The 18,420-nt window shown below is 62.5% G+C and carries 18 protein-coding genes; 8 read left to right on the top strand and 10 right to left on the bottom strand.

Going from position 1 to position 18,420, the window contains the following annotated elements; genetic code table 11:
- The first annotated feature begins 359 nt into the window (after positions 1-359).
- The 5 genes from lepA (at position 360) to NZ993_03455 (ending at position 4,546) form a co-directional block, all read left to right on the top strand.
- On the top strand, positions 360-2,162 hold the full coding sequence (lepA, locus tag NZ993_03475) for a translation elongation factor 4 (protein MCS7154852.1): 1,803 nt from the start codon (positions 360-362) through the stop codon (positions 2,160-2,162).
- A 15-nt stretch (positions 2,163-2,177) separates the two neighbouring features.
- A complete protein-coding gene (locus tag NZ993_03470) occupies positions 2,178-2,789 on the top strand; it encodes a hypothetical protein (GenBank protein MCS7154851.1) in 612 nt (203 codons plus the stop codon).
- A gap of 98 nt (positions 2,790-2,887) precedes the next feature.
- Positions 2,888-3,934 carry a signal peptidase I gene (lepB, locus tag NZ993_03465; protein MCS7154850.1) on the top strand — a complete coding sequence of 349 codons (1,047 nt, stop codon included), beginning with the start codon at positions 2,888-2,890 and terminating at the stop codon, positions 3,932-3,934.
- Positions 3,931-4,155, top strand: a complete 225-nt coding sequence (locus tag NZ993_03460; GenBank protein ID MCS7154849.1) for a fructose-6-phosphate aldolase — start codon at positions 3,931-3,933, stop codon at positions 4,153-4,155. The genes lepB and NZ993_03460 overlap by 4 nt, the downstream gene beginning before the upstream one ends.
- Before the next feature lie 31 nt (positions 4,156-4,186).
- Entirely contained in the window at positions 4,187-4,546 is a 360-nt protein-coding gene (locus NZ993_03455; protein MCS7154848.1) for a DUF971 domain-containing protein, read from the top strand.
- 102 nt (positions 4,547-4,648) lie between these two features.
- Here NZ993_03455 and NZ993_03450 read toward each other — a convergent pair whose 3' ends face one another.
- Positions 4,649-5,290 carry a YceI family protein gene (locus NZ993_03450; GenBank protein ID MCS7154847.1) on the bottom strand — a complete coding sequence of 214 codons (642 nt, stop codon included), beginning with the start codon at positions 5,288-5,290 and terminating at the stop codon, positions 4,649-4,651.
- Positions 5,291-5,326: 36 nt separating this feature from the next.
- On the bottom strand, positions 5,327-7,492 hold the full coding sequence (locus NZ993_03445; GenBank protein ID MCS7154846.1) for a S9 family peptidase: 2,166 nt from the start codon (positions 7,490-7,492) through the stop codon (positions 5,327-5,329).
- Positions 7,493-7,654: 162 nt separating this feature from the next.
- Here NZ993_03445 and NZ993_03440 point away from each other — a divergent pair, with 162 nt between their 5' ends.
- Positions 7,655-8,101, top strand: coding sequence for a GNAT family N-acetyltransferase (locus tag NZ993_03440; protein MCS7154845.1), 447 nt, complete (start codon positions 7,655-7,657; stop codon positions 8,099-8,101).
- Here the strand turns inward: NZ993_03440 and NZ993_03435 are convergent.
- The 7 genes from NZ993_03435 to efp all read right to left on the bottom strand — a co-directional run bounded on the left by NZ993_03435 (position 8,096) and on the right by efp (position 15,673).
- Positions 8,096-9,832 (bottom strand): ABC transporter substrate-binding protein, encoded by a 1,737-nt coding sequence (locus NZ993_03435; protein MCS7154844.1) that lies wholly within the window; start codon positions 9,830-9,832, stop codon positions 8,096-8,098. The genes NZ993_03440 and NZ993_03435 overlap by 6 nt on opposite strands.
- 8 nt (positions 9,833-9,840) lie before the next feature.
- Entirely contained in the window at positions 9,841-11,400 is a 1,560-nt protein-coding gene (gene guaA / locus NZ993_03430; protein ID MCS7154843.1) for a glutamine-hydrolyzing GMP synthase, read from the bottom strand.
- Positions 11,401-11,472: 72 nt separating this feature from the next.
- The gene (gene gcvPA, locus NZ993_03425) at positions 11,473-12,807 is read right to left on the bottom strand and encodes an aminomethyl-transferring glycine dehydrogenase subunit GcvPA (protein MCS7154842.1); all 1,335 of its coding nucleotides are present in this window, start codon (positions 12,805-12,807) and stop codon (positions 11,473-11,475) included.
- A complete protein-coding gene (gcvH, locus tag NZ993_03420; protein ID MCS7154841.1) occupies positions 12,807-13,193 on the bottom strand; it encodes a glycine cleavage system protein GcvH in 387 nt (128 codons plus the stop codon). Before gcvH ends, gcvPA begins: the two co-directional genes overlap by 1 nt.
- 17 nt (positions 13,194-13,210) lie before the next feature.
- Entirely contained in the window at positions 13,211-14,572 is a 1,362-nt protein-coding gene (accC, locus tag NZ993_03415; GenBank protein MCS7154840.1) for an acetyl-CoA carboxylase biotin carboxylase subunit, read from the bottom strand.
- 9 nt (positions 14,573-14,581) lie between these two features.
- Positions 14,582-15,085, bottom strand: a complete 504-nt coding sequence (gene accB / locus NZ993_03410; protein ID MCS7154839.1) for an acetyl-CoA carboxylase biotin carboxyl carrier protein — start codon at positions 15,083-15,085, stop codon at positions 14,582-14,584.
- An 18-nt stretch (positions 15,086-15,103) separates the two neighbouring features.
- Positions 15,104-15,673 carry an elongation factor P gene (efp, locus tag NZ993_03405; protein MCS7154838.1) on the bottom strand — a complete coding sequence of 190 codons (570 nt, stop codon included), beginning with the start codon at positions 15,671-15,673 and terminating at the stop codon, positions 15,104-15,106.
- A gap of 415 nt (positions 15,674-16,088) precedes the next feature.
- Between efp and mgtE the strand changes: the two genes are divergently transcribed.
- On the top strand, positions 16,089-17,459 hold the full coding sequence (mgtE, locus tag NZ993_03400; protein MCS7154837.1) for a magnesium transporter: 1,371 nt from the start codon (positions 16,089-16,091) through the stop codon (positions 17,457-17,459).
- Positions 17,460-17,535: 76 nt separating this feature from the next.
- Positions 17,536-17,757, top strand: a complete 222-nt coding sequence (locus NZ993_03395) for a hypothetical protein (GenBank protein MCS7154836.1) — start codon at positions 17,536-17,538, stop codon at positions 17,755-17,757.
- Between the two features lie 3 nt (positions 17,758-17,760).
- On the opposite strand, the gene NZ993_03390 is transcribed toward NZ993_03395, so the two are convergent.
- On the bottom strand, positions 17,761-18,378 hold the full coding sequence (locus NZ993_03390; GenBank protein ID MCS7154835.1) for a Fic family protein: 618 nt from the start codon (positions 18,376-18,378) through the stop codon (positions 17,761-17,763).
- Positions 18,379-18,420: the final 42 nt, after the last annotated feature.

Raw genomic sequence — 18,420 nt, 5'->3', positions numbered from 1 at the left:
AGAGGCGCTCGTAGCTTATGCCACATGGCAAAAAGGGGGGAAGCCCGCGCTCACTCCCTGGCTAGGGTAGACCCCTGTGCATACGTGCCAATACGTTCGCACTCGGGACTTGGGGCCTGATGATCTTTTGTTACTTTGAAGCCCTCTTCGGATGGCTGTTCCGGATGTTATGGGCGGTATCGCGTCGATCCCTTGAGGGCCGGCCACCGTTGTAGAAGCGGGCTTCCGAATTTACGCTCCCCCGCCGGGCTTGTCAACGCACGCTCATCCGGGGACAATCGGAGGTTTCCCTGAGGCTCCCTTAGATCGTATTTTTCGGGAGCTTGCAACGCCCGCGGGGATTTGTGCACCGAGACGGCATGGAGCGCATCCGTAATTTCTGCATTATCGCCCACATCGATCACGGCAAGAGCACCCTAGCCGATCGGCTTCTAGAGTACACCGGGACGATCTCGGCCCGAGAGCGCGTAGAGCAAGTGCTAGACTCGATGGATTTGGAGCGCGAGCGAGGCATCACGATCAAAAGCCACCCGGTGCGCATGGAGTACATCACCCAGCAGGGGCAACATTACGTGCTCAACCTCATCGACACACCGGGACATGTGGATTTCGCCTATGAGGTCTCGCGCGCCCTTAAATCCTGCGAAGGGGCGCTTCTGGTGGTGGACGCCTCTCAGGGCGTGGAGGCACAGACGATCGCCAACCTGTATCAGGCCTTAGAGCATGATCTCGAGATCGTGCCCGTGTTAAATAAGATCGATCTGCCCAACGCCGAACCCGAACGTGTCACCCAGGAAATTCTAGACCTCATCGGAGGAAAGCCGGAGGAAATCCTGCGCGTGAGCGCCAAAACCGGTCAGGGGATCGAGGCCCTGCTGGAGGCTATTATCGCCCGCATCCCGCCCCCCCAGGGGGACCCGGAGGCCCCCTTAAAGGCGCTCATCTTTGACTCGGTATTTAACCCCTATCGGGGAGCCGTGGTCTACTGTCGCCTCTTTGACGGCACGCTGCGTCGCGGGGACCGGATCCGCTTCATGGCCACAGGCAAGGAGTATGTGGCCGAGGAGATCGGGGTACTGCGACTAGGCCATCAGCCCGTGGAGGAGCTGCGAGCCGGCGAGGTCGGCTACGTTATCGGCAACGTTAAGGAGCTTAAGGACGCCCGCGTGGGGGATACGATTACGCACGCCGAAAGGCCCGCCTCCGAACCCATCCCGGGGTTTCGACAGGTAAAGCCCATGGTGTACAGTGGCTTGTACCCAACGGCCTCGGAGGAGTTCGAGAACCTGCGAGCAGCCTTAGAGAAGCTGCAGCTGAATGACGCCGCACTACAGTTTATGCCAGAAACCTCCGCGGCTCTGGGCTTCGGCTTCCGGGCCGGCTTTCTAGGTTTGTTGCACATGGAAATCGTGCAGGAGCGCCTGGAGCGAGAATTCGGACTCGATATCATCACCACCGTGCCGAACGTCGAATACCGCGTCGTAAAACGCAACGGCCAAGTGGTGTTCGTCGATAACCCGGCCGAAATGCCCTCGGCTGGAGAGATCGATCACATCGAAGAACCGTACATCCGAGCTCAAATCATCACCCCCAGCTGCTACATCGGCCCCATCATGCAGTTGTGTCAAGAGCGGCGTGGGCTTTATGTGAACACGCACTACTTGTCCCCGGAACGGGCCGATCTTACTTACGAGCTACCCTTGGCCGAGGTGATCTTTGACTTCTACGATAAGCTCAAATCCATCTCTCGGGGATACGCCTCCTTCGACTACGAGCTATTGGAGTACCGGGAGTCCGATTTGGTCAAGCTCGACATCCTGCTTAACGGCGAGCCGGTGGATGCGCTCTCCACGATCGTGCACCGATCCAAGGCCTACGAATGGGGCCGCCGCCTGTGCCAGCGCCTTAAAGAGCTCATCCCCAGACAACAATTCGAGGTGGCCGTACAGGCGGCCATCGGCTCACGGGTGATCGCACGAGAGACGATCAAGCCCCTTCGCAAAAACGTGCTGGCCAAATGCTACGGTGGGGATGTGACGCGTAAACGCAAGCTGCTGGAGAAACAAAAAGAGGGCAAGAAACGACTAAAGCAAATCGGGCGTGTCGAGGTACCCCAAGAGGCCTTTTTGGCCGTGCTCTCCATGGAAAGTCCCACTAAGTAGCCGGAGCAACTTCCCATGCGGCAAACGATCGGTTGGCTGTGGCTGATCTTGGGGCTGTGCCCTTTCCCCTCCGCCGGCCAAACGCAGAACATAGAGGGGCTGCTGCGAAGCATGCAGTGGCAGAAGATCCCCGTAGAGGCCCGATCCGAGTACAACCGCCGCTGGTTGGAGGCATACGAGATGTCCGGCGAGGGTTTCTATGAGCGCACGGCCCTTGATACGATGCGCACCCTCGAGATCCGGGCCCGACTGGAGGCCGTCTTCGGCCCCCCTACGCAGACGATCATCGAAATTCTGCGCGAGCGGGGCTCTGTGCGGGCTCCCCTGTATGTGCAGTTTGAGTACTGGTTCATGGTGGATGGGGCAATTCCGATAGTGCTGCTCGACGTAGATGGCCCCTTCGGACGGGGGCTCGTCTACGGAGGCCTGCTAGCCCACGTAGACCGACAGCGCGAGATCAAACGCGAGCTCGTGCGGCTTCTGTTGGAGGCCCAACCCGCCCCGTACGTAGATTATTATTACAGCCCGGAGCGACGCCGGTGGTACCGGGTCGGATACGACGGGCAACGCTACTTTATCGAGCCTACCGGCTACCCAAGCCGCCTGGAACGCCCGCAGTTGCAGTGAAACCCAACCCCAAAGGACCGAGCACCTTGGCCCTTTCCACCTCCACAGCTACGCGCCGCCCCGTCCCGCAACCCTCAGAACGGCCTTGGTGGCGTCTCATGAAACGTTTGCGTCTGCGCAAGAAGCCTCGCCCTCCCAGAAGCAAGCTGCGCGAATGGATCGATGCGCTACTGTTCGCGCTCGTGGCGGCGCTGCTGATTCGGACGTTCTTGCTGGAGGCCTTTCGCATCCCCACCCCCTCAATGGAGAAAAGCCTTCTTGTAGGGGATTTTCTGCTCGTAAGCAAGCTCCATTACGGAGCGCGCACCCCGATCACCCTGGGGGTGCCCTTTACGGACCTCTACATTCCGGGTCTAGAGTTACCCTTTGTGCGCCTGCCGGGCTTTACCCAGGTAAAACGCAACGACGTGATCGTGTTCAACTACCCGCGCCTGGATGCGCCGATCGACCGCAAACCCCATTACATCAAGCGAGCCGTGGGCCTGCCTGGGGACACCCTGGAGATCCGACAGAAACAGGTCTACATCAACGGCCACCCCCTGGAGAACCCGCCCGGCATGCAATGGCACTGGTGGCTTACGCTCGATGAGCGCATACGCATCTCCACTATTCGGCTTGAAGAGCTCGGCGTGCAGCAGCTGCGCCTGATCGGCAACCGCCTGCTGGTCAACGCCACGCAAAAGGCCATTGAAGAGGTCCGCACCTGGCCCGGGGTGCTCGCTGTGGAGCCAGAGGTCTTTCCCGCCGGAGACGGCCGCTTCGCCTTTGATACGTTTCCGGAGGGGATGGGGTACAACCGCGATAACTTTGGCCCCCTGTGGATCCCCGCCAAAGGCGCCTCCATCGCCCTTACGGAGGACACCTACCGGCGTTATGCGTGGACGATCAACCGCTACGAAGGGCATCGGCTGGAGCGCGGACCCGACGGGGTCTTTTTGCTTGATGGACAACCGGCTACGCAGTACACGTTTCGGCAGAACTACTACTTCGTTATGGGCGATAATCGAGACGATTCCGAGGATAGCCGGTTCTGGGGCTTTGTGCCCGAGGATCATCTGGTGGGCAGGGCGTTGGTTATCTACTTCTCTTGGGATACGGACCGCAACCTGCCCCGTCTGGGGCGCATGCTGTACTTTATCCGATGAGTCGCCGCCGGCTGTTCCTGCTCAAAGTACAAGGCCGCGTCAAGATCCCGGACTACGTGCAAGTCCGGGATGAACGGCAAAGCTTACTGGCTTATTTCCGCGCCGATCGGCCCGAGCAAGGCCTAGAGCGCGTGCCGAACCTGAGCCCAGAAGCCAAAGCGCGCTTGGCCACTCTCATCCGCACACTGCCCTACGGAAAGCTCGTAGAGGTGGAACTATAACGACGAACCCCTGAGCGGGGGGAGACCCGCGATGGACATCCGGCCCCAACGGATCACTTACCACCGCGCCGAGCGTAAGCTAGAGATCCACTTCTCCGATGGCGCCACGTTCACCTATACGGCCGAGTACCTGCGCGTCTACTCCCCATCGGCAGAGGTCAAGGGGCATGGCCCCGGCCAAGAGGTGCTTCAGGTGGGCAAGGAGGACGTCGAGATCGTGGATTTACACCCCGTCGGACACTACGCCGTGCGGATTTTCTTTAGCGACGGCCATGATTCGGGCATTTACACCTGGGAGTACCTCTACGCGTTGGGCCGGGAGCAAGATCGCTATTGGGCCGACTACCTCAGACGGCTTGCCGAAGCCGGCTATGCGCGGCGCCCTCCGTAGGGCAGAGCCCACGCATAGGGAACCGGATCGGCCCGCTCAGGCCCCCTTTGCCTCCCAGTCCCGAGATTGTAGGGCAGGCTGATCCGGTTCCGCAAATGCGCTTCAGTTGGTCGCTTCGAATTTGGCGTCCGAGAGAATCATGTCCACGTTGATCGTCACGACCTCGCTTAGCTTGAGCAGCAGCACTTGAGGCCGCTGGATGCCGTAATCGACATACTTAATCGGGAACTCCGCCACCACGCGCAGCAGGTTTCCGGGAAGCCGGGACCGCGTGGCCTCCGAGGCCGCCATGTAGGTGATGCGCGCCCTGAGCTGCTCTCGGCGCCTTTGCCCGTGTAGCTCAAAGGTGCCTTCGATGAGGAGTTCGGCCGTCTCCCCGTCTCGAAGCGCGTTCTTGGAGGCCGACACGATCCGATCCAAGGTGAAGCGGATCTGGGGATACTTGGCCGTCTCCAGGTAGTTCTCCCGCAGGTGCTGATCACGCAGCTCGATTCCGGTCTTGAAGGCCTCCGCATCTACGATGAACTCCGCGGCCGCGGGCCGGCCGGTGATATTCTGGGGATCAAACCGGAAAGAGCCGCGCAGCGTGTTGTTCGTGCCCACGATCGTCTCCAGCGGGGCCTCGCTTTTGAACGTGAGCACGTTGCGCCGATCGTTGGGCGCCGTGCGAAACTCTACCTGCGCTCGAAGGGTCGACGTGACCGCCAACAGAAGACCCAGCAGGGTCAACAGCCTGAACTTCATCGCGCACCTCCTTCGCTTTGGTGTTGCAAGTACACCCTACGGCTTGGCGGCTTGTTCCCAGGCCTGTAACCAGGCGCCCCAGTCGGGCCAGGGGCGCCGGTTCTGCAGCCAGTAATCGAACCAGTCCAGCTCGGCTAGCATCTTGATGAACTGATATTTGGGCCGCGTAATGCCGTGCCCCATGCCGGGGTAGATGAAAAACTCGACCGGCACGCCCAACTTTTTCAGCGCCATGTAGAGTTCCTGCCCTTGCGGCAGGGGGATGCGCTCGTCCTCCTCTCCAAAGTGGATCAGCGTGGGCGTGCGGGCGCGGCGGATGTAGCGAAGCGGGGAGACCTCCAGGTAGTGGTCCCAGCGCTCATAGGGCGTCCCTTGAAAGTAAAACTCGCGCGTAAACTGCACGTCCGTCTGCGCATACAGGGAGATCCAGTTTACGGCCCCCGCGCCGGTGGAGATGGCCCGGAAGCGATCCGTGGACACGAGGGCCCAGTTCGACCAATGCCCGCCGGCGCTCCAACCCATGATGCCCAGCCGCTCCGGATCGGCCCAGCCGCGCTGGATGAGCGTGTCGATGCCGGTCATGATGTCGTCGAAGGCCTGCCGAAAGTAGTCCCCGGCGATCTGCCTGCGGAAGCGCTCCCCGTAATGCGAAGAGCCCCTGTAGTTGGGCATAAAAACAAGATATCCACGCGCGGCCCAAACGTGCACGAAATTGCTCCAGGATCCCGGAAACGAAAGCGTATAGGCCGAGGCGGGGCCTCCGTGGATTTGCGCGATAAGCGGATAACGCCGCCCGGGCTGAAAGTCCAAGGGCTTGACCACCAGCCCCTCGACCATCTGCCCGTCGGTGCTTTTCCAGCGCAGCACCTCAACTGAGGCCAGCCGCCAGTTGCGAGCCTCCGGATTAGCATCCGAAAGCCGCACCCAGCGATCCCGGCGCCCAAGCTCCTGCAAGCGCGCCGCATACCAATCAGGGGGGGTTTGCGGATCGCTGTAGCGGATCAGGATCTGACCGCTGGCCTCATCGCGCACCCCGGTGATCGTGGCTTCTAGGTTTGTCTCCCGCCGCGCGGGGCCGCCCTCCGCGGAAACGGAGAACAGGTTCTCTCGAACCCCCTCGCCGGCCGTAAAATAAAGACGCCGGCCATCCGGGCTCCAAAAGGCCAAGTCGGCGTCGTAGGGGAAGTCCTCAGGCAAGGCGCGCAGCCAGCGTCCAGAGGGCAGCTCAAAGAGATGGAGCTTGCCTTCATCGTAAAGGGCGAAGTTCCGAGGGGCCTGGACAGCAAGATAGCGCCCGTCGGGGGAGAAGCTGGGGTTGGACTCCGAGACCCGGTTTGTGGTGAGCCGCTGCATGCGGCGTTCCGATAGCTCCACCAGAAAAAGCTCCGTATCTACGGGCGGCTCCACGTAGCGGTCGGCCGCGACGGCCAAGACGGCCGCATAACGGCCATCTTGAGAAAGCCGAAACTGCACGATGCGCCACGGTCCTTCGGTGACGCGCTCGGGCTCGCCTTCCGGAACAGGTACGCGCCATAGGTGCCGGGGCGGCTCGGGCTCGTCCATGCGACGCACGTCAAAGCCCTGTTCGCGTCTCCGAATCTGGACGGGATCCAAGGTGTCGGCCACAAGCACGTACACAAACCGGCCGTCGGCGCTCCAGGCTAATTGCTCGACCGCAGCGGAAAAGCGCGTGCGGACCTCCGCGCGACCCGTGCTGAGCTCGTAGAGGTAGAGCTGACGCCGATTGCGATCCCCACCCGTGTAGGCCACGTACCGGCCCCGGGGATCGACCCGATACACGCCGATGCCGTCGCGCTCGTTGGTCAGCCGCTGCGCTTCGCCTCCGTCCAGGGCCATGCGGTATAGCTGCGGACGTCCCTCCCGGTTGGAGACAAAAAAGAAGCTCCGACTGTCGGGGTGCCAGGCGGGCTGCGATTCCGAGTGGTCTTCAGTAAACGTCATGCGCCGAGTCGGGCCTCCGGATAAGGAGACCAGGTACAGATCCGTATATCGTTCACCTCTGCCCCAGTTTAGCTGCTGGAGGGCGAATACGGCCCATCGGCCGTCGGGCGAACACACGGGCGTTTCGGCTGTGCGCAGGGCCACCACGTCGCGCACCTCCATAGGACGCAACTGGCTCCACGAAGAGGCGCTCACCCAGAGCACCAGAAGCCCCGGCAGCAAGCCGCGTATCGCCATCATGAGGCGTTCCTCCTGCACAAAAGCTCGTCTTAAATAGCGACGTCCGAAGCCATTAAGGCAAAGCAGAAAGGCCCTTTCACAGGGGGAGGAGAACAATCGCCCGGACTGGAAGCGAGGGGGGTCTTGACGCCAGGGTCTGGTTGTGCTTTTTTACGACCCAGTATGTCCTGTAACCGGGAATCGCCGGCGCAGATCGAATCCGTTGGCCTTGAGGCGCTTGCGCTCATCCGGGACCTCAACTGGCGGATATTCGGCGAAGAGCGCATCATCAACCGCTTTGATCGGCCCGATCTGTGCATGCTGTTAGCCCGCGTAGACGGGCTTCCAGTGGGCTTCAAGATCGGCTATGGGGAGTCGCGGGAGGTCTTTTACAGCGCCAAAGGCGGGGTCCTAGAGGGCTATCGCCGCAGGGGCATCGCGCGCGCCATGCTATATGAGATGATGCAGCTGGCGCGCCGCCGGGGCTATAGGGTCTTCGCCTACGATTCCTTCCCTAATCGCTATCCCGCCATGGTCATCCTGGGGCTTGTGGAGGGCTTTCGGGTGGTGGAGGTGCGTTGGAACCCGGATTTTCGGGACTTTAAGATGCGCTTTGAGAAGGCCTTATAGGCCCTCGGCCTCCACGATGCGGCCGCCTTGATACTGCAGAACCTGCACCAGGCTGTTGATGTTGCCATATCGGAAGTCGAGCGCAAGCCGCATCCCCCGAAAAGGCCCGGTCCGGACCAGCACAGCGCGCACCGGTTCTGCCGGCGCGCGCGCCGCCAGAGCCTGCGCCAGCCACTTGCCCAGATCGTATCCGGTCAAGGCCAGAGGGCCCGGCTCTTCGCCAAATCGGGCGCGAAAGGCGGATCGGAAAGCCGTATAAGCGGGCCCACGGGCTTCGGGGAGCCCTTCGGCCGTGTAGGTTACCCGAAACAGGGCAAGCCGGCTCCAGCTGGAGCGCAACTCATGCCAGGCCGGCCCGCCCAGGATGCGGGGCGGCCGGTAGCCCAACTCATCAAAGCGGCCCAGGATATTCTCGATCGCGTTCTCCGTATCCTCTCCGGCCAGGGCGATATACAGGGCCTCGGGCGCAACGGCGCGCAGCTGCTCTACAAGTCCAGCCGTTACGCGCTGTCGGCTCGCGCTCAGAGGCTGACGCAGCACGATCGTCCCGCCAGAGGCTTCGAATTCGGTCGCAAATACGTCGGCCAACCAGGCCTCACGTTCCGATGGCCGGAAAAGCACGGCCACCCGACGCAGCCGGAGCCGCTCAGCAGCGAAACGGGCCATAGCGCGCGCGTGCGCAGAGGCCGGCGGATTCACCTGAAAAACCCATTGCCGCTCATCGACAAGCTGCTCCTCGTTGGCAAGGGGCAGCACCAGGGGTACGCGCGCCTCTTCGGCTACGTCCACCACTTCGGCGGCCTCGCGGCTGTACAGGGGTCCCACGACCAGGTCCACGCTCTCTGGCCCCAGAAGCTCCTGTAGGGCGCTCTGGATCGTCCCTTCCGGAGAGGCGGCGTCCCGGAAAAGCAGCTGAATGGGCCGATCGGGCCGGGCCCGGTTGTGCTCCTCTACGGCCAGCCTTAAGCCCGCCAGCAGCTCACGGCTGTAGCGCCTATCCGGATCCCTTCCTCGCCCTATGGGCAGCAAGACCCCGACCCGATAGGGAGCACTTGGGACCGCGTCCTCAGACGGCAACAGGCGCCGCATCTTAAGAGCCGCCTCTAACTCCGCGTAGCGCTCCCGCAGGGCGTTCGGGGGGGGGCGCAGGGCTTCCAGGCGCCGCAGGGCCTCTTCGAAGCGCAGGCTGTTGGCCTCGCGTTGCGCTGCGGCCAAGCGCAAGGCGGCCCCTAGTACGGGATCTGAGGCCTGAGCCGCTATCGAATCGAGTTCCCGCACACCCAAGACCGCGCACAAGGCCCAGAAGCGCTCCTCCGACTGCGCCCTGAGCCCGTCCTCGGCCAGCTGCCAAGCCCGGAAGAGGGCCTCTAGGGCGCGTCCTTCCTCGTGCAAGGCCCAATACGTGTATCCCAGGCTCCACAGGGCCTCGGGCGCGTAACGAGAGCCCGGATGCGCCCGCACGAAGGCCTCAAGCCACTGGGCAGCAGGCCGATATTGGCGCAGGGCGACCAGGGCGCGGCCGGCCATGAGCCCGGCGGCCGTGGTGCGGGGATGTGAGCCCTGTCGGTAGAGGGCCTCAAAGCGCCCGAAGGCCTCCGGGTAGCGGCCCAAGCGAAACTCCTCTAGAGCACGCACGAAAAGCGACTCAGGCGCCGCCGCATCGGTTTGGGCCGCAACCGGCCATGCTAAGGCCCCCACTAGACAGAGCGCGACAAGAGGCTGCGCGCGCATCTACGCCTTTATTCCCACTCGATCGTGGCCGGCGGCTTGGAGGTGACGTCGTAGACCACCCGGTTGACGCCCGGCACCTCGCCCGTGATGCGGGTGGAGACGTGCGCCAGGAACTCATGCGGCAGCCGGGCCCAATCGGCCGTCATACCGTCAACGCTCGTTACGGCCCGCAGAGCGATCAGGTGTTCATAGGTACGTCCATCTCCCATGACACCCACGGTCTGAACAGGCACGAAAACGGCGAAGGCCTGCCAGACGCGCTCATAAAGCCCCCAAAGGCGCAGCTCCTCGATGAAGATGGCATCAGCCCGGCGCAACAGCTCCAGACGCTCTTGGGTCACCTCCCCCAGTATCCGCACGGCCAAACCAGGCCCGGGGAACGGATGCCGTCCCAGGATCTCCTCGGGCACCCCCAAGGTGCGGCCCACGGCGCGGACTTCATCCTTGAAAAGCTCCCGAAACGGCTCCAGAAGCCGCAAGCGCATGCACTCGGGCAGCCCTCCCACGTTATGGTGCGTTTTGATGGTGGCCGAGGGGCCCCGAAACGCGGTGCTTTCGATCACATCCGGATACAGGGTGCCCTGGGCCAAGAACGTTACGGGATGGCCCAATTCGGCAATGGCCCGTTCGAAGACCTCGATGAAGGTACGCCCGATCACCCGCCGCTTGGTCTCGGGGTCCAGGACGCCCCGGAGCCGCTCCAGAAACGGCGCTTGCGCCTCAACGTGATGCAGCGGAATGCGGAAATGCTCCCGAAAGGTGCGCACGACCTGTTCGGCCTCCCCCAGGCGCAGCAGGCCGTTGTCGACAAATACGCAATGAAGCCGATCCCCAATGGCCCGATGCAGCAGCACAGCCGCCACGGTCGAATCCACCCCTCCGCTCAAAGCCAGGACGACGTGTTCGTCTCGTTGCACCTCCTGCCGGATGCGCGCGATCGCGGCCTCCACAAAGGCCTCTGGGGTCCAGAGGCCTCGACAGCCGCAGATACGGCGTACGAAGTTCTCCAGGATCTGAGACCCGTACTCCGTGTGCGCGACCTCGGGGTGAAACTGCACCCCGTAGATGGCCCTTGTACGGCTGCGTATGGCAGCCACGGGGGCGCCGGCCGTGTGGGCAAGCACCTCGAACTCCTCGGGCAGTGCCGTCAGGTGATCGCTGTGGCTCATCCAGACCGTGAAGCGATCGGGCAGGCCTTCAAAGAGCCCGTTGGGATTATCTAGGATGAGTTCGGCTCGGCCAAATTCGCGCCGATGAGCGCGCTCTACGCGCCCTCCTAAGGCTTGAGCCAGCGCCTGAAGCCCATAACAGATGCCCAGAACCGGAACGCCGAGCTCGAGCAACTCGGGCTCCAGCTGCGGCGCTCCGGGGTCATATACGCTCATGGGACCACCGGAGAGCACAATGCCCTTCGGACGCAGGGCCCGAATCTCGGCCGCGGAGAGCGTGCAGGGGTGTATTTCGCAATAGACCCGGGCCTCTCGAATGCGCCGGGCGATGAGTTGGGTATACTGCGAACCGTAGTCCAAGATAAGAATCTTCTCGTCGTGGGGATCGGAGCCGAGCATGGGATCGCAAAAACGCAAGGTTACGCGCAAAGTTGCGTTCCGTCCCGGAGCCGGTGCAAGCTTTGCCTTGGCTCAGGACAGCGCGCGCAGGGCCTCCACGAAGCGGTCCATCTCCTCGCGCGAGCGCTTCTCCGTTACGGCCACAAGCAAACCGGGCTCGCCCCACCGATCCAGGGGTACGCCCGCTAGAAAGCCCTGTTCCAGCAGACGCTCCACGACCTCGGAGGCGGCTCGGGGAGTACGCACGACGAACTCCCGGAAAAACGGCCCCGGATACAGCAGCCCGTAACCGGGAAGCTCTTCGATGCGCCGAGCCAAGTAATGGGCGCGATGATAGCATTGCTCGGCCACCTCGCGCAGCCCCTCCTTGCCCAGAAGGGCCATGTAAATGGTGGCCGCTAGGGCCATAAGCCCCTGGTTGGTGCAGATGTTCGATGTGGCCTTATCGCGCCGGATGTGTTGCTCGCGGGTTTGCAGCGTAAGGACAAAGGCGCGCTCCCCGCACGCATCCACAGTCATGCCCACCAGCCTGCCGGGGAGCTTACGCAGCAAAGCGGCCTTGGCCGCAAAGAGCCCCAGATAAGGCCCCCCGAAGTTTAAGGGGATGCCCAGGGGTTGTCCCTCACCCACCACAATGTCGGCCCCGTAAAAGCCCGGAGCTTCTAAAAGGCCCAGCGATATGGGATCGGCTACGACGATGTATAGGCGCTGGGGATCGGCGTGCGCGATGCGCTCGATCAGGCGCACCTCCTCCAAAAGCCCGTAAAAATTGGGCTGCTGCACCACGACGGCGGCCACGGAGGCGTCGACCAGCTCCTCTAAGGCCTTAAGGTCCGTTCGCCCCTCCTGCAGGGGGGCCTGCAGGAGCTCAATGCCTTGGCCATAGCCGTAGGTGCGCACCACTTCCAGATACAAGGGATGCACCTTGCCGGCGATCACCACGCGCGATCGGCCCGTGTGCCCGCAGGCCAGCAGGACGGCTTCGGCCAGGGCGCTGGCTCCATCGTACATGGAGGCGTTGGCCACGTCCATGCCCGTAAGCCTACAGAGCATGGTCTGAAACTCGTAGATGGCCTGCAGCGTGCCCTGGGATACTTCGCCTTGATAGGGCGTATAGGCCGTGTAGAACTCCGAGCGGCATAGCAAAGCCCCGATGGCGGCTGGGATGATGTGGTCGTAGGCGCCGGCGCCCGCAAAGCAGATCAGCTGCTCGGCCCCGAGGTTTTGCTCCGAAAGGCCCGTGACGAGCCGGCTCACCTCCCACTCCGAGAGCGCGGGCGGAAGCCGGAGGGGCTCCCGAAGCCGAAGGGCCTCGGGTATGGGCTCCAGCAGCTCCTCGAAATCGGCCACTCCGATGGCCTGCAGCATCTGCCGGCGGTCTTCTTCGGTATGGGGCACGAACACCATCAGCTCACCCCGATCATGGCTTTGTAGGCTTCGGCATCCAGCAAGAGTTCCAGCTGCGCCACGTCGCGCGGCCGGATGCGCACCAACCATCCCGCCCCGTACGGGTCGCGGTTGAGCAGGCTCGGATCGCGCAGCACGGCCTCGTTGTGTTCCAAAATCTCTCCGGCCACGGGAAGGTAAAGCTCAGAAACGGTTTTGACGGCCTCCACGGTTCCGAAGACCGCGTTTTGCTCCAGCGCCGTTCCCACGGCTTGGAGCTCCACGAAGACGATGTCGCCCAGTTCGCTTTGGGCGAAATCCGTAATGCCCACCACGGCCGTTCCATCGGACTCCAGCCGGATCCACTCGTGTTCGCGCGTATAGCGCAGCTCCGCCGGAAAATGCATAGCCAGCTTCCCCCTTTTTATCCGGCAGCCTGTGCCGGCTCAGGCGATAAATCGAAGCTTTCAAGGAACTTCGTAGTAAAGTCCCCGGCGCGAAAGCGGGTATCCTGCATCAGACGCCGGTGAAACGGGATGGTCGTATGCACCCCTTCGATGATGAATTCCTCTAAAGCCCGCTCCATCTTGGCGATGGCCTCTTGTCGCGTCTTGCCTCGCACGATGAGCTTGGCGATCATGGAGTCGTAATACGGGGGGATGACGTAGCCCGCGTAGGCGTGCGTATCGACGCGCACCCCGTGGCCGCCCGGCATATGGAAGGCGCTGATGCGCCCCGGAGAGGGCCGAAACCCGTTAAAGGGGTCTTCGGCATTGATCCGACACTCGATCGCATGTCCGCGGAGTTCGGGAATGTCGGGGCTGATGCGCTCCCCCATGGCGATGAGGATCTGCTCGCGCACGATATCGCGATCGGTGACCTCCTCCGTTACCGGGTGCTCGACTTGGATGCGGGTGTTCATCTCCATGAAGTAGAAGCGCCCGTCTTTGTCCACGAGGAATTCGATCGTGCCCGCCCCCTCGTAGCCCACGGCGGCGGCCCCGCGCACGGCTGCCTCTCCCATGCGGGCTCGAAGCTCCGGGGTCATGATCGGAGAGGGGGCCTCCTCGACCAGCTTCTGATGACGACGTTGAATAGAGCAGTCCCGCTCGCCCAAGTGGATAACGGTTCCATATTGATCGCCCAGGACCTGCACCTCAATGTGGCGTGGGCTTTCCAGGTATTTCTCCAGATACACGGACGGATCTCCGAAGGCGGCCTCGGCCTCGGCGCGGGCCAGGTTGAACTGCGGAATGAAGTCCTCCCGCTCCCAAACCACGCGCATGCCGCGCCCGCCACCGCCGGCTGCGGCCTTGATGATCACGGGAAAGCCGATCTCTTGCGCGATGCGAAACGCCTCCAGCGGATCTTCGATCGTGCCCTCCGATCCCGGGATTGTGGGCACCCCGGCCGAGCGCATGGTGCGTTTGGCCTCGGCCTTGTCGCCCATGCGCCGAATAGCCTCGGGGCTAGGCCCGATGAACTTGATGCCGTGCTCGGCGCAGATGGCGGCGAACTGGGCGTTTTCGGCCAAAAACCCGTAACCGGGATGGATCGCGTCGGCGTTCGTCACCTCGGCGGCCGCGATCAGGCGCGGGATCTTCAGATACGACTCCTTGCTGGGGCCCGGGCCGATGCAGACGGCCTCATCGGCGAACTTTACGTGCAAGCTGTCCCGATCGGCCGTCGAGTAGACGGCTACGGTGCGAATCCCCATTTCCTTGCAGGTGCGGATGATGCGCAGCGCGATCTCGCCGCGGTTGGCGATGAGGATCTTGCGGAACATGGACTCCCTTCAGGTGGGCTCAAGCAGAAACAGGAGCTGATCGTACTCGACGGGCTGGGCGTTTTCGACCAAGATCTTCACGATCCGGCCCGAGATGTCGCTTGGGATCTCGTTCATGATCTTCATGGCCTCGATAATGCAGAGCGTCTGCCCGGCTGAGACCACATCCCCCACTTGCACAAAGGGGGGCTTATCCGGAGCGGGGGCCCGGTAAAAGGTGCCCACGATCGGGGATCGGATCTCATGAAGCTTTTTGCCCGCCTCCGCCTCTGGAGCGGGCGCTTCAGCCTGAGGGGGGGGCTTCTCAGGCGCCACGGGCTGAGCCGCAGGCGCCGGGGGCGCCGAGGCGGGAGCGGAAGGGGGCATCCACCAGACCTGCGGAGGGCCGTTTAGAGGCTCCGGAGCGCTCTGCTTGCGCACCGCGATCCGAAACCCTCCCTCCTCGATCTCCACTTCGGCTACTTGGCTGGACTCGACCAGTCTGAGAATCTGGCGGATCAGCTTAAGGTCCATGATGCGCCTCCGGCCGGGCTAGCTCTGACGCACGCGCTCGATGTAGGTCCGCGTCTCCGTGTTTACGCGAATCACATCGCCCACCTCAACAAAGAGCGGCACCTGCACTACGGCTCCGGACTCCAGCCGAGCCGGCTTGGTGCCGCCCGTGGCCGTATCGCCCCGCACGCCGGGGTCCGTCTCGACGACCTTGAGCTCCACGTGCACGGGCAGTTCCACCAGGACCGGAGTCTCGGTTTCCGCGTGCACGAGCACCTCGGCCATCCCCCCTTCCTTTAAAAACTCCCGTCCTTGAACCAGCTCAGCAGGCACCACGATCTGCTCGTAGCTTTCCAAGTTCATAAAATGCAGCCCCAGGTCGTCTTCGTAGAGGAACTGATGGGGCCGCCGTTCGACCCGAGCCGTCTCCACGCGTTCCCCGGCCCGAAAAGTGCGATCCACGACTCGGCCCGTTTTGACGTGCTTCAGCGTGGTGCGCACAAAGGCCCCCCCCTTGCCGGGTTTGACGTGCATAAATTCCACGATAGTGTACAGCTCCCCGTCCAGGACCAGGGTCATGCCATTACGAAAATCAGCGGTGGTGGCCATACGCAACAGCACCGACTTGATACAGGACAGGTACAAAAAACGCCCGGCGCCTTCAGCACACGGGTCAAACTAAATATATGACGAGGCTTTGGCTCGGCGCAAACCGCACCCGTCTCCGACGGGAGGCTTTCTTTTCTCCCCCTCATTGCGTATCTTGGGCCGCCTTAGGCGAAGCAGCTGAGCCGCGCAAAGCTTATGGATTTCTCCGACAGTAATCGACCTCAGGCTGCAGCACCGCAACCGGATCGGTTGCGAGGCGTGCCCGGCACAGCCCTGCCCATCTTGCCCTGAGCCTTTCGGGCCTCCGGGGGCTGTCGAGCACGCCTCTCTAGCCCCTAGGAGGCTTGTAGATGTCGCGGATTCTTGTACGCCACCCGCATGCCGGGTCCAAACGGATCCCGAGGAGGACACGTCCATGCTAAGGGAGCTTCTGGGCCCCGAAATTCAACTCTTGTTGCAGCAGCGCCGGCTAGCCGAGGTGCGAGACACCGTGGTCGAGTGGGAGCCGCCGGAGGTGGCGCGTCTGGTCGAAGCCTTACCTCCGGAGGAGCGGATCGTGCTCTTTCGGCTGCTGCCCCGCGCCCAAGCCGCGGACGTGTTCGCCTACTTAAGCTCAGAGCTACAACAGGAGCTGCTGGCGCAGCTGACCAGCGACCGGATCCGCACCCTGCTGGAGGAGCTTGACCCGGACGATCGCACAGCTCTTTTTGAGGAGCTGCCCGGTCAGGTCACCCAACGGCTGCTGAATCTGCTCTCGGCCGAAGAGCGCCAAGAAGCCCTGCGCCTGCTGGGCTATCCAGAGGGCTCCGTCGGCCGACTCATGACCCCGGACTACGTGGCCGTACGGCCCCATTGGACCGTGGATCAGGCGCTGCGCCACATCCGACGCATGGCCCGACGGGCGGAGACGATCAACACGGTGTACGTCGTAGACGAGGGGTGGAAGCTGCTGGATGAGATCCCGCTGCAGAAACTCATCCTGGCCGATCCTGAGACCCTTGTGCGGTCCCTGCTGGACTATCGGGCGGTCGCCCTGCGCACCACGGACAGCCAAGAGCAGGCCGTTGCGCTCATGCGCGAATACGACCGCACCGCGCTCCCGGTGGTCGATCAAGAAGGGGTGCTCGTGGGGATCGTGACCGTAGACGACGTTCTGGATGTAGCCGTAGAAGAAGCCACCGAGGACATCCAAAAGTTCGGGGGTATGGAGGCGCTCGATACCCCCTACATGGCCACCCCGTTTGGGGAAATGGTTAAGAAGCGGGCCGGATGGCTATCTGTGCTTTTTATCAGCGAAATGTTTACCGCCTCGGCTATGGCCGTTTTCGAACACGCCATTGAGCGCGTCGTGCTGTTGGCTTTCTTTGTGCCTTTGGTGATCGCCAGCGGAGGCAATAGCGGCTCTCAGGCGGCCACGCTCGTCATTCGCGCTATGGCTCTAGGCGAGATCACGCTGCGGGATTGGTGGCGCGTTATCCGACGCGAGCTGCTATCCGGCTTGTCCTTGGGTTCTATTTTGGGGGCGATCGGATTTCTGCGGGTTGTCGCGTGGGAGTTCTTGTTTGATCTATACGGACCCCGGTGGATACCCCTTGCCTTCACCGTGGGGGTGGCCTTGATCGGGATCGTGCTCTGGGGCACCCTGATCGGCTCCATGTTGCCGTTCGTTTTGCGTCGGCTGGGCTTCGATCCGGCCGCCTCTTCGGCGCCTTTCGTGGCCACGCTTGTGGACGTGACCGGTATCGTGATCTACTTTACCGTGGCCTCTTGGTTCTTTGGTCTGTAATGGTCTCCTGTTAAGCAAATAGCGGCACCGTCTTTGTGGTGGCATCCGATTGCACAAGGGCCCTATCTTTACTGCGATGGATAGCCGCAACCGCATATCGCTTTACGACACAAACCCCTACCTGCAGCACCGCGCGTATCTGCGCCAGGCGCTTCTGGAGGCCTGGTTTGTGACGATGTACATCGAAGAGCAAACCGTGCCTCGCGTGCAGGTAGAAGCCTTGGTGGAGACCTTTCTGGAAGCCCGAGCCGCAGAGGGGCGCTTTACCTCCGCCCCCACCCCCGCGACCTGCTCGTAAAGCCTATCCCACCAGCTCCCGGTACCGATCCGCCTGCCGTTCGATAGCGGCGCGGATAAGCCTTTGCAAGGCCTCCATGCGGCCTTGATCGGCTTGACGGAGCGCCTCGATGTAGGCGCGCCGCAAATCACCCTCTCGGACGTATAATACGACGGGGGGACCCCCACAGCGAAGCGAGATCAGATCGCTGACCAGACGCGCGGTGCGGCCGTTCCCGTTTCGGAAGGGGTGAATAAAGGTGAGCCGATGGTGGATCTCTGCGATCACCTCGACAAGCTCCTTTAGCCCTCGGGCCGCATAAGGCAGGCGCAACTCCAGATTTTTCTCCAGCTGATACATAAGCAGAGGCACTTGCGCCGGGGGCGGGGGCTCAAAACCGCCCACCACGACCGAGACCCGCCGGTACTGACCGGCCCAATGGTAGAGATGATGGAAGGCTTCATAATGGATACGTCGGATGAGCTCCGCAGTAATGGGGTGTTCCGGAGATAGGGAGAACAAGAAGTGCTGAGCGCGCGCGATCCCCTCTAACTCAGCTCGGTTAATCGCCTCCGGGTCGGTAAGCCCTAGCTTGTTGTCGTGATCTACCTCGGTATACGAGGTATGGCCCATGGGCTCCATGGCCGGGATCCCCCTCTATTTGGCGCAGAGTGGCTTCCTGGG

The organism is Bacteroidota bacterium (genome assembly GCA_025059945.1).
GTDB lineage: Bacteria > Bacteroidota > Rhodothermia > JANXDC01 > JANXDC01 > JANXDC01.
Note: the sequence above shows the minus strand (reverse complement) of the source record. Positions and strands in the feature narration are given on the sequence as shown.

Coding starts and splice junctions, on each gene's coding strand:
- lepA (MCS7154852.1), top strand. CDS start 360: ATGGAGCGCATCCGTAATTTCTGCATTATCGCCCACATCGATCACGGC.
- NZ993_03470 (MCS7154851.1), top strand. CDS start 2,178: ATGCGGCAAACGATCGGTTGGCTGTGGCTGATCTTGGGGCTGTGCCCT.
- lepB (MCS7154850.1), top strand. CDS start 2,888: ATGAAACGTTTGCGTCTGCGCAAGAAGCCTCGCCCTCCCAGAAGCAAG.
- NZ993_03460 (MCS7154849.1), top strand. CDS start 3,931: ATGAGTCGCCGCCGGCTGTTCCTGCTCAAAGTACAAGGCCGCGTCAAG.
- NZ993_03455 (MCS7154848.1), top strand. CDS start 4,187: ATGGACATCCGGCCCCAACGGATCACTTACCACCGCGCCGAGCGTAAG.
- NZ993_03450 (MCS7154847.1), bottom strand. CDS start 5,290: ATGAAGTTCAGGCTGTTGACCCTGCTGGGTCTTCTGTTGGCGGTCACG.
- NZ993_03445 (MCS7154846.1), bottom strand. CDS start 7,492: ATGATGGCGATACGCGGCTTGCTGCCGGGGCTTCTGGTGCTCTGGGTG.
- NZ993_03440 (MCS7154845.1), top strand. CDS start 7,655: ATGTCCTGTAACCGGGAATCGCCGGCGCAGATCGAATCCGTTGGCCTT.
- NZ993_03435 (MCS7154844.1), bottom strand. CDS start 9,832: ATGCGCGCGCAGCCTCTTGTCGCGCTCTGTCTAGTGGGGGCCTTAGCA.
- guaA (MCS7154843.1), bottom strand. CDS start 11,400: ATGCTCGGCTCCGATCCCCACGACGAGAAGATTCTTATCTTGGACTAC.
- gcvPA (MCS7154842.1), bottom strand. CDS start 12,807: ATGGTGTTCGTGCCCCATACCGAAGAAGACCGCCGGCAGATGCTGCAG.
- gcvH (MCS7154841.1), bottom strand. CDS start 13,193: ATGCATTTTCCGGCGGAGCTGCGCTATACGCGCGAACACGAGTGGATC.
- accC (MCS7154840.1), bottom strand. CDS start 14,572: ATGTTCCGCAAGATCCTCATCGCCAACCGCGGCGAGATCGCGCTGCGC.
- accB (MCS7154839.1), bottom strand. CDS start 15,085: ATGGACCTTAAGCTGATCCGCCAGATTCTCAGACTGGTCGAGTCCAGC.
- efp (MCS7154838.1), bottom strand. CDS start 15,673: ATGGCCACCACCGCTGATTTTCGTAATGGCATGACCCTGGTCCTGGAC.
- mgtE (MCS7154837.1), top strand. CDS start 16,089: ATGCTAAGGGAGCTTCTGGGCCCCGAAATTCAACTCTTGTTGCAGCAG.
- NZ993_03395 (MCS7154836.1), top strand. CDS start 17,536: ATGGATAGCCGCAACCGCATATCGCTTTACGACACAAACCCCTACCTG.
- NZ993_03390 (MCS7154835.1), bottom strand. CDS start 18,378: ATGGAGCCCATGGGCCATACCTCGTATACCGAGGTAGATCACGACAAC.